Source organism: Actinoplanes sp. 13, from assembly GCF_056134165.1.
This window is the reverse complement of record NZ_JBVYOQ010000015.1, coordinates 23,248-37,266: the sequence shown is the minus strand read 5'-3', so window position 1 is coordinate 37,266 and position 14,019 is coordinate 23,248. Positions and strand designations below refer to the sequence as shown.

The 14,019-nt window shown below is 71.6% G+C and carries 14 protein-coding genes; 8 read left to right on the top strand and 6 right to left on the bottom strand.

What is annotated here, in order from left to right; genetic code table 11:
• Positions 1-63 precede the first annotated feature (63 nt).
• Positions 64-1,695, bottom strand: a complete 1,632-nt coding sequence (locus AC0NH5_RS26105) for a methyl-accepting chemotaxis protein (RefSeq protein ID WP_474408562.1) — start codon at positions 1,693-1,695, stop codon at positions 64-66.
• A gap of 269 nt (positions 1,696-1,964) precedes the next feature.
• Here AC0NH5_RS26105 and AC0NH5_RS26100 point away from each other — a divergent pair, with 269 nt between their 5' ends.
• From AC0NH5_RS26100 to AC0NH5_RS26085, 4 genes are read left to right on the top strand one after another with little or no spacing between them, the layout of a single operon-like run.
• The gene (locus AC0NH5_RS26100) at positions 1,965-3,893 is read left to right on the top strand and encodes a GTP-binding protein (protein ID WP_474408560.1); all 1,929 of its coding nucleotides are present in this window, start codon (positions 1,965-1,967) and stop codon (positions 3,891-3,893) included.
• Between the two features lie 33 nt (positions 3,894-3,926).
• Entirely contained in the window at positions 3,927-4,460 is a 534-nt protein-coding gene (locus AC0NH5_RS26095; protein ID WP_474408558.1) for a TetR/AcrR family transcriptional regulator, read from the top strand.
• A complete protein-coding gene (locus tag AC0NH5_RS26090; protein ID WP_474408556.1) occupies positions 4,457-5,122 on the top strand; it encodes a GAP family protein in 666 nt (221 codons plus the stop codon). The genes AC0NH5_RS26095 and AC0NH5_RS26090 overlap by 4 nt, the downstream gene beginning before the upstream one ends.
• A gap of 42 nt (positions 5,123-5,164) precedes the next feature.
• Positions 5,165-6,202 carry a DUF4037 domain-containing protein gene (locus AC0NH5_RS26085; protein ID WP_474408554.1) on the top strand — a complete coding sequence of 346 codons (1,038 nt, stop codon included), beginning with the start codon at positions 5,165-5,167 and terminating at the stop codon, positions 6,200-6,202.
• A gap of 137 nt (positions 6,203-6,339) precedes the next feature.
• On the opposite strand, the gene AC0NH5_RS26080 is transcribed toward AC0NH5_RS26085, so the two are convergent.
• Positions 6,340-7,230 carry a phosphatidylinositol mannoside acyltransferase gene (locus AC0NH5_RS26080; protein ID WP_474408552.1) on the bottom strand — a complete coding sequence of 297 codons (891 nt, stop codon included), beginning with the start codon at positions 7,228-7,230 and terminating at the stop codon, positions 6,340-6,342.
• A 218-nt stretch (positions 7,231-7,448) separates the two neighbouring features.
• Between AC0NH5_RS26080 and AC0NH5_RS26075 the strand changes: the two genes are divergently transcribed.
• Positions 7,449-7,835, top strand: a complete 387-nt coding sequence (locus AC0NH5_RS26075) for an MFS transporter (protein ID WP_474408550.1) — start codon at positions 7,449-7,451, stop codon at positions 7,833-7,835.
• Between the two features lie 53 nt (positions 7,836-7,888).
• A complete protein-coding gene (locus AC0NH5_RS26070; protein WP_474408548.1) occupies positions 7,889-8,359 on the top strand; it encodes a hypothetical protein in 471 nt (156 codons plus the stop codon).
• 43 nt (positions 8,360-8,402) lie between these two features.
• Here AC0NH5_RS26070 and AC0NH5_RS26065 read toward each other — a convergent pair whose 3' ends face one another.
• Positions 8,403-9,293, bottom strand: a complete 891-nt coding sequence (locus AC0NH5_RS26065) for an EamA family transporter (protein ID WP_474408934.1) — start codon at positions 9,291-9,293, stop codon at positions 8,403-8,405.
• 75 nt (positions 9,294-9,368) lie between these two features.
• Between AC0NH5_RS26065 and AC0NH5_RS26060 the strand changes: the two genes are divergently transcribed.
• Together AC0NH5_RS26060 and AC0NH5_RS26055 are read left to right on the top strand one after the other, a co-directional pair.
• Complete coding sequence (locus tag AC0NH5_RS26060) at positions 9,369-10,226, top strand: LysR family transcriptional regulator (protein WP_474408546.1); 858 nt, start codon at positions 9,369-9,371, stop codon at positions 10,224-10,226.
• The gene (locus AC0NH5_RS26055; protein WP_474408544.1) at positions 10,223-10,660 is read left to right on the top strand and encodes an MmcQ/YjbR family DNA-binding protein; all 438 of its coding nucleotides are present in this window, start codon (positions 10,223-10,225) and stop codon (positions 10,658-10,660) included. Before AC0NH5_RS26060 ends, AC0NH5_RS26055 begins: the two co-directional genes overlap by 4 nt.
• On the opposite strand, the gene AC0NH5_RS26050 is transcribed toward AC0NH5_RS26055, so the two are convergent.
• Genes AC0NH5_RS26050 through AC0NH5_RS26040 form a run of 3 tightly spaced genes read right to left on the bottom strand, consistent with a single transcriptional unit; the run spans position 10,626 to position 14,019 of the window.
• Positions 10,626-11,345 (bottom strand): MarC family protein, encoded by a 720-nt coding sequence (locus AC0NH5_RS26050; protein ID WP_474408542.1) that lies wholly within the window; start codon positions 11,343-11,345, stop codon positions 10,626-10,628. The two genes, AC0NH5_RS26055 and AC0NH5_RS26050, sit on opposite strands and share 35 nt — an antisense overlap.
• Position 11,346: 1 nt before the next feature.
• Complete coding sequence (locus tag AC0NH5_RS26045) at positions 11,347-12,582, bottom strand: arginine deiminase (RefSeq protein ID WP_474408540.1); 1,236 nt, start codon at positions 12,580-12,582, stop codon at positions 11,347-11,349.
• Between the two features lie 45 nt (positions 12,583-12,627).
• The gene (locus AC0NH5_RS26040; RefSeq protein ID WP_474408538.1) at positions 12,628-14,019 is read right to left on the bottom strand and encodes a basic amino acid/polyamine antiporter; all 1,392 of its coding nucleotides are present in this window, start codon (positions 14,017-14,019) and stop codon (positions 12,628-12,630) included.

Here is a 14,019-nt window from a genome sequence, read left to right as displayed (position 1 = left end):
CGGGAGCAAGCCGCCTGGGCCGCTCCGGGTGAGCCGGTGCGCCGGCCGGCGCACCGGCACCGGTCAGTAGCGGAAGCTGCCGACCAGGTTGGTCAGGTCGCTGGCGAGGCGGGTCAGGTCGCCGGCGGCCTGCTGGGTGGCTTTGGCACCGTCGGCCGTGGCGTTGGCGACCTCGGCCACCCCGGACACGGTGCGGGCCACCTCGGCGCTGCTGGTGGCGGCCTCGGCCACCGAGCGGCTCATCTCGCCGGTGGTGGCGGTCTGTTCCTCCACCGCGGAGGCGATGGTGGTGGTGTAGTCGCCGACCTGCCGGATCACGTCGGTGATCTCCCCGATCGCGGTGGCGGCGGTGGCGCTGGAGGCCTGGATGTTGCCGATCCGCGCGGTGATCTCCTCGGTGGCCTTGGCGGTCTGCTGCGCCAGTTCCTTCACCTCGCCGGCAACCACGGCGAAGCCCTTGCCCAGCTCGCCCGCGCGGGCGGCCTCGATGGTGGCGTTCAGCGCAAGAAGGTTGGTCTGCTCAGCGATGCTGGTGATCAACCGGACCACGTCGCCGATCTCCGCGCTGGCCGCACCAAGGGCGGCGACCTGGCTGGTGGTGCGCTCGGCGACGGCCATGCCGTTCTGCGACACCTCCGCCGCCTTACCGGCGCTGGAAGCGATCTCCGTGATCGACGCGCTCATCTCCTCGGCGCCGGCCGCGATGGACTGAACACCGGCGTTGACCTCTTCACTGGACGAGGTGGCTGTGGTGGCCTTCTGTGCGGCGTCGGCGGCGCCGGCCTGCAGCTGGGTGCTGACTGCGGACAGCTCCTCGGAAGCGCCGGCCAGCGTGACCGCCGACCCCCCGATCGTGGTGACCGTCCGGCGCAGTGCCCCGATCGCGGTGTCCAGCGCGCGGCCCATCTGACCGGACTCGTCACCGGAGGTCAGCCCGGTCGTGCGGGTCAGATCGTTGGCGGCCAGCGCCTCACACACCGACTTCACCTTGAGCAGCGAGCGCACGATGGAACGGGCCACGAAAACGCCCAGGCCGAGCGCCAGCATCAGCCCCACCACGAGCAGCACGATCGACTGGATGCGGCTCGACTCGTACCCCGACTGGGCGGACGCGGCACTCGCGGCGGCGTCCGCGTCCTCCGCCGCGTCCAGGGCGGCGAGATTCTTGTTGACGGCGTCGATGAACCTCTGGGTCTCCGTGTCGCGGATCCTGGTCCACGTGGCCACGTCGTTGGCTGCACCTGCCGGGATGAGCTTGCTCTCCAACAGCTCGGCGTACGCCCCCCACTTCGTCTCCAGATCGTCGATCATCGCCGGGTCGCCGGCCGGGTAGCTCTGCCGATAGGCGGCCAGGCCCGCCTCGACCTCCTCCAGGCCGGCGGTGATCTCCTTCGCGAAGCGGGCCATGCCGGCGGCGTCCAAGGACAGGGCATGATTCGCCGCGTCCGACCGCACCTCGGTCATCGCGCCGTCCACCGTCCCGATGGCCCCGACACTGGCCACGTTGCTGCGGTAGATCCGTTGCGCCGAACCGTTCGCGTCATCCAGCGCCGACAGCCCCAGCACCCCGACCAGCAACGCGACGAGCGCGGCGAGCGTCACCGCGGCCAAGATCTTGATATTGACGCTCAGGTCGGCGAACGAACGCCGTTCCCGAGGTGCAGGCACCGGGACGGCACCAACGTAGGAACTCATACGGAAATCTCCTCGGCACGTCACTTCCCACGGTCAGCCTCCCGCCAGCCGCATTACTCCTGATCGGCAACCGTGAGCCTCCACTGAGCGCACACCCCTTAGAGTGTCCTAGGAAGATAGGTCAGAGCCGGTAAATCGGTTGCCGTCGCCGGCCCTTCCTGATGCGGTGGGCCGGACGAACGTCGCCGGATGAAGGAGAGAACGCCAGATGCGAGCCGCGTGCATGTCCCGCCCGGAAGGAGTCCACCCCACCTCTAAGGACATGACACTTGTCCCTGCTCAACCTCGGCATCCTGGCGCACGTCGACGCCGGTAAGACCAGCCTCACCGAGCGGCTGCTGCACACCGCCGGCGTCATCGGCCACCTCGGCAGCGTCGACTCCGGTGACACCCGGACCGACAGCCTCGAGCTGGAACGCCGCCGCGGCATCACCATCAAAGCGGCCGTCGTGTCGTTCCCGCTGCGCGGCCGCACCGTCAACCTGATCGACACCCCCGGCCACCCGGACTTCATCGCCGAGGTGGAACGGGTCCTCGGCGTCCTCGACGGCGCCGTCCTGGTCGTCTCGGCGGTCGAGGGCGTCCAGGCGCAGACCCGCGTGCTGGCCCGCACCCTGCACCGGCTGCGCATCCCCACCCTGATCCTGGTCAACAAGATCGACCGCACCGGCGCGCGGTTCACCGGGGTGCTCGACGAGATCGCCGCGCGGATCAGTCCGGCCATCGTGCCGATGAGCACTGTCGACGGCCTCGGCACCCGGGACGCCAAGGTGCTCCCGCACGTCGACATGCTGCGGCTGGCCGACCACGACGACGAGGTGCTAACCGCGTACGTCGAGGACTCCCCTCCCCCACCGCTGCGGGTGCACGGCCGGGTGCATCCCGTCTATTTCGGATCGGCGATCACCGGCGCCGGCATCGACCACCTCATCGACGGGATCACCGGGTTGCTGCCCGGCGCAGTGGGATCGGCGGAAGCGCCGCCTGCGGCGACGGTGTTCAAGGTGGAACGTGGGGCGGCCGGCGAGAAGCTCGCCTACCTGCGGATGGTCGACGGCACCCTGCGGGTGCGCGACACGGTGGGGCCGGATCGGATCACCGGCATCGAGGTGGTCGGCGGCGCCGCCGCCGAGACCCGGGACGCGATCACGGTGGGCGAGATCGGCCGGGTGCGCGGGCTTGCGGCCGTCCGGATCGGAGACACTGTGGGCGTACGACCGAAGCACGCGCACCAGGCGCAGTTCGCCCCGCCCAGCCTGGAAACCGTTGTGCTCGCGTCCCGCCGGGCCGACCGCGGGGCGCTGCACGCCGCGCTGGCCGAACTCGCCGAGCAGGATCCCCTGATCGGCCTGCGCCAGGACGACGAGGTCCACGTCTCGCTCTACGGCGAGGTGCAGAAGGAGGTCCTGGCGGCGACGCTGGCCATGTCGTACGGGCTCACGGTGAGCTTCCGGGAGACGACGACGCTGTGCGTGGAACGGGTGACCGGGATCGGGACGGCCGTCGCGGTCAACCAGATGGCACCGAACCCGTTCCTGGCCACGGTAGGCCTGCGCGTGGAGCCGGGCGCGACCGGATCGGGGGTGGCGTTCCGGCTCGGGGTCGAGTTGGGGTCGATGCCCGCGGCCTTCTTCACGGCCGTCGAGCAGAGCGTGCGCGAGACGCTGCGGCAAGGGCTGTCGGGGTGGCCGGTTCCGGATTGCGTGGTGACGATGACGCACTCGGGGTACTCGCCGCGGCAGTCGCATTCGCACGCGGTCTTTGACAAGAGCATGTCGAGCACGGGGGCGGACTTTCGTGGTGTGACGCCGATGGTGCTGATGGAGGCGCTGCGTGAGGCGGGCACGGAGGTGCTGGAGCCGATCCACGCCTTCCGGGCGGAGGTGCCGGAGGACACGCTGCCCGTGGTGCTGGCGGAGGTGGTCCGGCTGGGCGGGGTGCCCCTGGCGACGGGGCAGGCCTCAGCGGGTGCGGTCGAGGCCAGCGGGGAGATCCCGGCGGCACGGGTGCACGAGTTGCAGCGGCGGTTGCCCGGTCTGACCCGCGGAGAGGGCCTGCTGGACAGCGCGTTCGACCACTACGCGCCGGTGCGCGGGACGCCGCCGGTGCGGCAGCGGGCCGGGCCCGATCCCCTCGATCGCAAGGAGTACCTGCTGCGGGTGCTCCGGCGATCCGGCGCCCGGGAGGAGGATCACTAGTTACTGTACCGTCCGGACGGTACAGTAACTGCCATGGGAACCGCACGAGAACGCATCCTGGACGCGGCCGAGGAGCTGATCACCTCCGGCCACGTCCCCCCGGCACTGGACGCGGTGGCCTCGGCCGCCGGCGTGAGCAAGGGCGGTCTGCTCTACCACTTCGACAAGCAGTCCCTGCTCCGTGCGCTCGTGACACGGGCGGTGCAGCGCTTCGACGAGCGGCTGACCGCGGCCGCGGCCGACGGCGTGCTGGCTGCGGCCTGGCTGCGGCTCTCGGTCCCCGCACCCGGCGAACGCACGGTGTACCGGGCGATGCTGTCGATGATGCGGCTGACCACCACGGGCGAGCTCGACCTGCCCGGTGAGGTTGGCGAGGCCGAGCAGCGCTGGCAGCGGATGCTGACAGCCGAGCTGGGCGACCCGGTCCGGGCCCGGCTGGTGCGGCTCGCCGGTGACGGCCTGTTCCTGGCTGCGCTCACCGGTCAGCCGCCCACCTCCGCCGAGGTGGAGGAGCTGCTGCACCACCTCGGCCTGCAAGCGCCGGCATCCGGCCCGGACCTGCCGTGACCGCCGCGCTGCTGTCCGGCGTGGCCGGGCTCGCCCTGCTCGACGCGCTCAATCCGGCCACCATCGCCGGGGTGGCGCTGCTGCTGCTCGCTCCGATGGCACATCCGGTCCGGGCGGCGGCCGGGTTCGTGACCGGGGCCTACCTGACCGTCCTCGGGCTGGGAGCCTTGGTGTACGTCGGCGCCGACACGGCCGCGGAAGCTGCCGGCAACGGGCTCGTCTGGGTGCGGCGGACGGCGTTCACGGTGGCCGCCGTGGCGCTCGCGGTGTCCGGGCTGCGCCGGCTGCGGCCGCGGATCCGGCCGGCGGTCACCGTGCCGGGCTGGGTCAACCCGGTTACCGCGGCGGGGCTCGGCGTCCTGATGACCGGCGCGGACCTGCCCAACGCGTTCCCCTACTTCATCGCCATCGAACGCATCGTCAACGCCGACGTCGGCACGACCTCCGCCCTGCTGGTCCTCGCCGGATACGCACTGCTCTACTGCCTGCCATGCCTACTGCTGCTGCTCGCGGGGATGGCCCGCGGCGACCGGGTGCGGCGGCGCCTCGGGACGCTTTACGAGCGGCTCGGCGCCGAGAAGAAGCAGCCGCGCAGCGTGCCGATCGCGGCAGGCTGTCTTCTCGCCGCTGCCGGAGTGCTGGCTGTCGCCGTGACGGCGTGACGCATACCCCGTAAACCATCCTAGGAAGATAGGTTCGACACTATGCCCGTCTTTGTGCCCGGTGTGGAACTGGCGCGAAGCTTCTACACCGAGGTGGTCCGGCCGTTGCTGGGCGGCCGGCCGCACATCGCCGCGCGGATCGGCCCGGGCAGCGACGTGCTCGGCTACGACACCGGCCGCTCCGCCGACCACGACTGGGGGCCACGGCTCGACCTGTTCCTCTCCGATGCCGGCGACCTGCGGGAACGGCTCTCCCACGAGCTGCCGAAACGCTTCCGCGGGTGGCCCACGCACTTCGAGCCGCCCGGCGCACGGGTCCGGTCCATGGCGGACACCGACGGGCCGGTGGACCACTACGTGCTGATCCGGGACCTGCCCGCCTGGCTGGAGTCACAGCTGGGGTTCGACGCCCGGGCAGAACCGGCCGTCACGGACTGGCTCGCGCTCCCCTGGCAACGCCTCGCCGAGACCACCGGCGGCGCGGTCTTCCACGACCCGCACGGTGAGCTCACCGCGGTGCGGGCCCGGCTCGCGTGGTATCCGGGCGACCTCTGGCGCTACGTCCTGGCGTGCCAGTGGACCAGGATCGCCCAGGAGGAGGCTTTCGTCGCCCGAACCGCTGAGGCGGGCGACGACCTGGGCTCCCGCCTCGTCACGGCGCGCCTGTGCCGCGACCTGGCCCGGCTCCTCCTGCTGCAGAAGCGGCGGTGGCCCCCGTACCAGAAGTGGCTCGGCAGCGCGATCCGCACCGACCCGGCGGCGAACCTCCTGGAGGCCGCGCTGCGGGCCGATCGTGTCGGCGAGCGTGAAGCCGCGCTGTGTGCCGCCTACGAGGAAGCCGGCGTCCGGCAGAACGCGCTCGCGCTCAGCGCGCCGGTGGAGGCGGTGCGGCGGCCGTTCTTCGACCGGGGTTATGCGGTGATCGACGCCGGGCGCTACGCGGCCGCACTGCAGGCGGCGATCGGCGAGCCCGCGCTTCGTGAGCGGCCACTGACCGGCTCGATCGACCAGATCAGCGACAACACCGACGTACTGGGGCGGCCCGCCTTGTGCCGGTCCCTGATCATCGCGTCTCGGTAGCCGCGGCCGACCACACTCATGCCGGTGCCTCGCCTTCGCCGGGGTCCCAGAGGATGAACAGCTGCGGGAAATCGGGTCGAACGGCTCCCGGCGGTGTGTGAAGGTCGCGGTCCGGACGCAGGTAGGGCGCTGACGAATCAACCCTGGTGTGTGACGCCGGGCCAGACCGGTTGCAGCACATGCCAGTCGTGCGGATGCCGGCGGACGGCGCCCGTGAAGACGTCGGCCAGCTCCTGCGTCATTTCCGCCACCCGGTCCCGGGTGGTGCCGTCCTGACCCGGGACGATCTCCGGGTGGATCCGGATGCGCAGGCGCGGGCCGTCGTACCAGAGCGACGCGGGCAGCAGCGCGGCTCCGGTGCGCAGCGCCAGCTGCGCGGGCCCGGCCGGAAACGTCGTCGGCGCGCCGCAGAACCGCACGCCGATGCCGGTCGCGGACGTGTCCCGGTCGGCGACCAGGCACACCACCTCGCCGTCGCCGAGCCGCCGGGTCAGCGTGGTGACCGCCCGCCGGGTCTCGTCGGCGGGGAGCACCTCGATGCCCAGCGCCGCACGGTGGCTGACGAACCGCTGGTAGAGCCGCTCGGGCCGCAGGCGCTCCGCGACCGTGGTGAACCGGTGCCCGTTCACCACCAGCGCGGCGCCGGCCAGGTCCCAGTTGCCGCTGTGCGGCAGCGCCAGCACCACGCCGCGGCCGGCGTCACGGGCCGCGGCCACCCGGTCCAGCGACTCGAAGACCACGGCGTCCCGGATCCGGTCCCGGCTCCATCCGGCAAGCCCGAAGAACTCCCGCCAATACCGCAGGTAGGAGTGCACGCCCCGGGCGGCCGCGGCGGCCACCGCGGGACTGTCCACCGCCTGGCCGAGCACCTGAGCCAGGTTGACCCGCAGCTGGCGCACCCCACCGGCGCCGGACCAGCGCATTCCGGCGGCGACCGCGTCGAAGACGAGCGCGGCGACCGGGCCGGGCAGCCGCGGCGTGACCCGCCAGGCGAGGCCGTAGAGCCGGCTGCCCAGATCGTCTCCCACGCCGGGGATGGTAACGGGTCGCCGCCCGGAACGGCCCTCGAGGAACGCCGGAACGGAAACTGGCGTCAGCGATCGGTCGTGGCGGCGATGGTTCGGTCCATGGCGGCGATGTACTGGGTGAGGGCGTGGGAGTGGTGCTCCAGCAGGGCGATGCGCTCGGTCATGCGGTCACGTTCAGCAACCTTCCACGACGCCGCCCGCACAGCGTGACACCGCCCATGACCACCCCACCGAAACTTGCCGTCGCCGCTCCGGCACCGACGGTGCGCTCCGGCGACCGGCTCCCCCCGGGCGTCGCACTGGTCATCGGGGTCCTGATGGTCTCGACATTCATCGTCTTCCTCAACGAGATGCTTCTCGGCGTAGCCCTGCCCACGCTGATCGAGGACTTCGGCGTCAGCCCGAGCACCGGGCAGTGGGTCACGACCGGATTCCTGCTGACCATGGCCGTGCTGATCCCGGCCAGTAGTTTCGTGATTCGGCGGTTCCACATGCGAACGGTCTTCCTGGTCGCGATGTCGCTGTTCATCGTCGGGACGACGCTCGCCGCGATCGCGCCGACGTTCGGCGTCCTGGTGACCGGCCGGCCCACGTCACCGGCCTGAGCACCCTGCAGCTCGGTCTCTTCCTGCTCCCCGGCGGGGCGGCGATCTCGATCGTGGTGGCCCTCAGTGGCCGGGTGTACGTCAGCCGCGTCGACGAGAGCACGAGCGTGGTCACCCTGACCGTCGCGTGGCTGGTGTTCACCAGCGCGCAGGCCGCGATGTGGGCGCCGCTGACGACAAGTGCGATGGACGGCCTGCGGACGGAGTTCCTCCCGCACGGCAGCGCGGCTTTCTCCACCGTCCAGCAGCTCGCCGGGGCCGCCTTCGGAGCCGTGTTCATCTCCGCCTACACCATCGGTTCGGGTGCCCGGGACGCCGGCGTGCTCAGCACGGCCCAGGCCACCTCCGCCGGACACGCCGCCTTCCTGACCGCCTGGGCCATCGGCCTGCTTGTGCTGGTAGGCGTCTTGTTCGTCCGCCGGACGCCGAGTCCGGCCGCCGACGGGACGGCCGCGGCCGCACCAGTCGACGGATACGGTGGCCTGCACGGCGCCGGGAGTGCCGCTCTCCAGGATCACCCGTAGCGGCAGTTCTCGTCCCGATGTTCCGCAAGGGCCGGAACCGCTTCTAGCGGGCGGCCGGTTCCAGGTCCACGGCTGCCTCTGCCGCCGGCAGCGTGGTTCTGCTGCCGGCGGCTGTCACCGCTGCCACGTTCGCCGCGACCACCATGCCGATGCCGATCCACTCGTGGGCCTGCAGGATCTCGCCGAGCAGGACCAGGCCGGCCAGGGCGGCGAACACCGGGTGGGCGCTCATCACGATGCCGAAGAAGCGGGCGGGCACCCGGCGCAGCGCGATCACGTCCGCGGCGTACGGAACTGCCGAGGCCAGGATGCCGGCGCCGACGGCGTAGAGGACGGTGGCTGTGGTGAAGCGGTCCTGCACCGCAAGCACCACGATCACCGGGACGTAGAGCAGGCAGGAGATGGCGGTCGCGGCGGCGGGCGCCTGGAGGCCGGGCAGGCGGGCGCCGGCTGTCCGGTTGAGCAGGATGTAGGACGCCCAGCAGGTGGCGCCGAGCAGGCCCGCCCCGATGCCGAACCAGTCGCTGGTGGCGTCGGGCAGCACGAGGACGTAGACGCCGGCGCCTGCGCCCACCGCGCACAGCAGATCGAGGCGGGTACGGGAGCCGGCCAGGGCCACGGAGAGCGGGCCGAGGAATTCCAGGGTGATCGCCAGGCCGAGGCCGATCCGGTCGATCGCGGTGTAGACGCTCAGGTTCATCGTGGCGAAGACCAGAGCGAGCAGCAGCGTCGGCCACCACTGGGCCCAGGTGAAGCGGCGGAAGGCGGGCCGGGCCAACGGCAGCAGGACGGCGGCGGCGACGAGTTGGCGCACGGCGACCACGCCGGCGGGGCCGATCGCGGGGAACGCGTGGGCACCGACCGCGGCGCCGGTCTGGTTGCTGGCGGCGGCGCCGACCATCAGGGCGAGGCCGCTGAGCAGACCTTTGCGCATCTTCACGACGCCAGTATCGAAAGCGCAACGGGCCGAAGAGAAATACGGCGGACGCGACACCTATACGCTCGGCGCATGAATGTGGAGTTGCGGCATCTGCGGGCGCTGGTCGCCGTGGTGGATGCCGGCACCTTCACGGATGCCGCGGGGGACCTGAACCTGTCGCAGGCGGCGGTGTCCCGGGCGATCGCTGCTCTGGAGGGTGCTCTGGGCGTACGCCTGATGGAACGCACCACCCGGCACATCTCGCTCACCGTGACCGGCTCGCAGATCGTCGCGGCGGCACGCCGCGTGCTGGCGGAGGCCGCCCACCTGGAGCGTCTAGCCGAGGAGTCCCGCAGCGAGTTGCGCGTCGGCTACGCGTGGGCGGCGCTGGGCAAGCACACCCGGCGGCTGCAGCGAGCCTGGGCCACGGCGCGGCCCGGCACCCCGCTGGTCTTCGTGCACAGCAACACGGTGACCGCCGGTCTGAGCGAGGGCGCCGCCGACGTGGCCGTCATCCGCAGGCCGCTGGCCGACGCCCGGTTCGACACCGCACTGCTCGGGACCGAGGGGCGGTGCGCCGCGGTCGCCACCGACAACCCGCTCGCCCGGCGGCGGACGGTGCGGGTGGAGGACCTGGCCCGGTACACCGTGGCGATCGACGCGCGGACCGGGACGACCACCCTGGACCTGTGGGCGCCGGGGCCGGGACCCGCGGCGATCCGGGCCACCCACAGCGTCGACGAGTGGCTGACCTCGATCGCGGCGGGTCAGGCGGTCGGCATCACCTCGGAGGCGACCGCCAACCAGAACCCGCGGCCGGGCGTCGCCTATCGGATGCTCCGGCAGGCTCCCCGCATCGAGGTGTGGCTGGCCTGGTGGCGCGACAGTCCCCCGGACGGTCTCGGCGACCTGATCCGGCTGAGCCGGGCGGCATACTCCAGGGCATGAGCCATCCCATCATGTTCGACGAGGCGGACCCGATGCTGGCGCGCGTCCGGGCGATCGCGCTGGACTTCCCGGACGCGGCCGAGAAGGTCTCGCACGGCATCCCGGCGTTCTACACCACCAAGGTGTTCGCGTACTACGGCGGCTCGGTCAAGGTCGGCGGCGGGTGGCGCCGGCACGACCAGTCGATCCTGGTGCTGGCCGACCCCGGCGAGTGGGAGGCGCTGCTCGAGGAGGAGCGGTGCTATCTGCCGGCTTACCTCGGCCCGTCCGGCTGGGTCGGTGTCGACCTGCGCGCGGACACCGATTGGGCGGAGATCGCGGAGCTGATCGACGCCAGTTACCGGCGCACCGCCGGGGTGCGGCGGGTGGCCCGGCTGGACGCCCGCCGGACGGAGTCGCTCAGGACTGCCAGGCGGCCTGCACCAGGGCGGTGAACCCGTTGGCCAGCAGCACCACCGCGATGCTCGTCAGCAGGATCCCCGCCACCCGGTCCAGAATGGCGGCCGCGGCCGGCGAGATCCGCCGCTCCACGTGCCCGGACAGATACAGCGTCACGCCGGTGACCAGGGCGTACGCGACGGCTGCGACCGACAGCCAGGCCCGCCCGCTGACGCTGCCGGCGTCGGCGGAGGCCGCCACCCCGAAAGCGAACGTGGTGCCGCCGACCGTGAGCGGGAACGTGAGCGGCGTGAACAGCACCGACCGCCGGCCCTCGTCCGCCGAGGGCGCGGCCGGCGCGCCCTCGGTGGCCGCTCCCGCCACCCCGGCACGCTCACCGGCCTCGGCGGCCGGCACCGCGACCGGCACCGGATCAGGGGCCGGCTCCGGGGCCGGGGTGGTACCCCGCATCAGCGGCACCGCCGCCAGGATCAGCGCGATGCCGCCCGTCGCGGTCAGCGCCGCCGTGCTGATCCCGAGCAGTTCCAGCAGCGGCTCACCCACCCAGATGGCGAGCAGCACGAACACCGCCACGTTGACGACCAGCCCCATCGCGAGGCGCAGCTGCTGCGGATGGCTGTACGGCCGCACGTAGGGCAGGTACGACGACAGCGCCGCCACCGGGCTGTAGAGGGCGAACAGCGCCAGGAACAGCACCAGCGCCTCGTACTTGAACGACATGTCAGTAGTCCAGACCGTCTCGGACGAGCGGGCAGGTCATGCAGTGCCCGCCGCCGCGCCCCCGGCCCAGCTCCGCGCCCACGATGGTGATCACCTCGACGCCGGCCCGCCGCAGCAGCGTGTTCGTCGTCGTGTTCCGGTCGTAGGTGAACACCACGCCGGGCTCGACCGCCACCGCGTTGTTGCCGCTGTCCCACTGCTGGCGCTCCGAGGCGTACACGTCACCACCGGTCTCGATCACCCGCAGCTCCTTGAGCCCGAGCGACGACGCGACCACCTCGGTGAAGGCACGCCCGCCCTCGTCCACCACCTCCACGCCGGGTGCCCGGTCCGAGGGCAGCAGCGTGAACGTGTGCACCGCGTCCATGATTCGCGGGTACAGCGTGACGATGTCCCGGTCGGCGAACGTGAACACCGTGTCCAGGTGCATCGCCGCCCGCAGTTTCGGCATCCCGGCGACCACCACCCGCTCCGCCGCCCCGGCCGCGAACAGCGCCGCCGCCACCTGGGTGATCGCCTGCCGGGAGGTGCGCTCGCTCATCCCGACCAGCACCACCCCGTTGCCGACCGGCATCACGTCGCCGCCTTCGAACGTGGACATCCCCCAGTCCTGCTCCGGGTCGCCCCACCAGATCGTGTCGGCGGCGAAGTCCGGGTGGAACGTGTAGACGGCCTTCATCAGCAGCGTCTCGTCGTGCCGGGCCGGCCAGTAGAGCGGGTTCAGCGTCACCCCGCCGTACAGCCAGCAGGTCGTGTCCCGGGTGTAGAGCGTGTTCGGCAGCGGCGGCATCAGGTACTCCCGGGCGCCGGTCTGTTCGCGGGCCAGCGCCACATAACCGGACCGGAAGTCGGCAGGCAGATCGTCGGTGGCCAGCCCGCCGATCACGTACTCGGCCAGCTCCCGCGGTTTCAGGCCGTCCAGGAACGCCCGGGTGTCGGTCAGCAGCCCCAGTCCCACCTCGTTCGCGACGATCTTGCGGTCGAGCAGCCACGCCTTGGCCTCCGGGATCGCCATCGTCTCGGCGAGCAGCTCGTGCAGCTCGACCACCTCGACGCCGCGGCCGCGCAGCTTGTTGACGAAGTCGGCGTGGTCGCGCTGCGCGTTCTCCACCCACATCACGTCGTCGAAGAGCAGGTCGTCGGCGTTGGTCGGGGTGAGGCGGCGGTGCGCGAGGCCGGGTGCGCACACCAGCACCTTGCGCAGCCGGCCGACCTCGGAGTGGACGCCGTGTGTCATGACGGTTCCTTTCGCACGAAGGAAACACCCCGTGGCCGGGGCGGCTCAGAGGGAGATCCAGCCCGTGGCGAGGGCCACGACGCCGGCGACGGCGCCGGTCACCGAGACGGCGAGGACGACGAGTTCCCGGCCGGAGAAGAGCTGCCGGCCCTGCTCCCGGCGGGCCTTGACGAACAGCAGCGTCGCCGGGGCGTACAGGATGAAGCTGACCAGCAGGAACTTCGGGCCGGCCGCGAACAACAGGAAGATCGTGTAGATCAGTGCGAGCACCGCGACGACCAGCTCGCGCCGCTTGCCGATCCGCACCGCGTACCCGGCGGCGAGAGCGAACGGGATCAGGCTCAGCGCGCTGGTCAGGTCCAGGGCGAAGTTGAAGGCGTCCGCGGAGAAATAGGTGACCACCAGGATCACCTGGACCAGGATCGAGGTCAGCAGCAGCGCCGCGAACGGCACATCCCCGGCCCGGGTACGACCCAGGAAGCGCGGCATGTCGTCGTCCTTCGCGGCGACGTAGAGCACCTCGGCGGCCATCAGCGTCCACGCCAGGTACGCACCCAGCACCGACACGATCAGCCCGACGCTGACCAGCACCTGTCCCCACTCGCCGACCGCCGCCTCGAGGACACCGCCCATCGACGGCTGCCGCAGCTCGGCGATCTCGGCGGCCGGCAGGATCCCGTAGGACACGATCGTCACCGAGGCGAACACCGCGAAGACCGCCAGGAATCCGAGCACCGTGGCCCGCCCGACGTCCTCACGCCGCCGCGCGTGCCGGGAGTAGACGCTCGCCCCCTCGACGCCGAGGAACACGAACACGGTCACCAGCATGGTGCCTTTGACCTGCTCGAACAACGATCCGTATTGCGGGCCGCCGCCGCTGAGGTTGCCGGCCAGCACGGCCGGGTCGAGGGCGAAGAGCGCGAGCAGAACGAACACCAGGATGGGTACGACCTTCGCGATCGTGACGATCCGGTTGACCGCCGCGGCGTCCTTCACCCCACGCTGGATCAGGTAGAAGAACACCCACACGCCGACCGACGAGAGCAGGATCGCCGGCACCGTGTCACCGTCACCGAGCGCGGGCATCACCGCCCCGGCCGTCGACATGATCAGCACCCAGTACGTGACGTTGCCGACGCACGCGCTGGCCCAGTACCCGAACGCCGAGAAGAACCCGAGGTACTCGCCGAACCCGGCTTTCGCGTAGGCATACACCCCGGCGTCCAGATCGGGCCTGCGGACCGCGAGGGTCTGGAAGACGAACGCCAGCATCAGCATCCCGAGACCCGCGACCGTCCAGGCGATCAGCGCGCCGTAGACGCCGGTCTCCTGCGCGAAGCGCCGCGGCAGCGAGAACACCCCCGCACCGATCATCGACCCGACGACCATCGTGGTCATCGTGGCCAGCGTCAGTTTCTGGGTCGTGGTTGCGGTCAC

What these genes read in the sequence shown, in the direction of transcription:
- AC0NH5_RS26105 (WP_474408562.1), bottom strand. Translation starts at nt 1,695, where the DNA reads ATGAGTTCCTACGTTGGTGCCGTCCCGGTGCCTGCACCTCGGGAACGG.
- AC0NH5_RS26095 (WP_474408558.1), top strand. Translation starts at nt 3,927, where the DNA reads ATGGGAACCGCACGAGAACGCATCCTGGACGCGGCCGAGGAGCTGATC.
- AC0NH5_RS26085 (WP_474408554.1), top strand. Translation starts at nt 5,165, where the DNA reads ATGCCCGTCTTTGTGCCCGGTGTGGAACTGGCGCGAAGCTTCTACACC.
- AC0NH5_RS26075 (WP_474408550.1), top strand. Translation starts at nt 7,449, where the DNA reads ATGACCACCCCACCGAAACTTGCCGTCGCCGCTCCGGCACCGACGGTG.
- AC0NH5_RS26065 (WP_474408934.1), bottom strand. Translation starts at nt 9,293, where the DNA reads ATGCGCAAAGGTCTGCTCAGCGGCCTCGCCCTGATGGTCGGCGCCGCC.
- AC0NH5_RS26060 (WP_474408546.1), top strand. Translation starts at nt 9,369, where the DNA reads ATGAATGTGGAGTTGCGGCATCTGCGGGCGCTGGTCGCCGTGGTGGAT.
- AC0NH5_RS26055 (WP_474408544.1), top strand. Translation starts at nt 10,223, where the DNA reads ATGAGCCATCCCATCATGTTCGACGAGGCGGACCCGATGCTGGCGCGC.
- AC0NH5_RS26050 (WP_474408542.1), bottom strand. Translation starts at nt 11,345, where the DNA reads ATGTCGTTCAAGTACGAGGCGCTGGTGCTGTTCCTGGCGCTGTTCGCC.
- AC0NH5_RS26045 (WP_474408540.1), bottom strand. Translation starts at nt 12,582, where the DNA reads ATGACACACGGCGTCCACTCCGAGGTCGGCCGGCTGCGCAAGGTGCTG.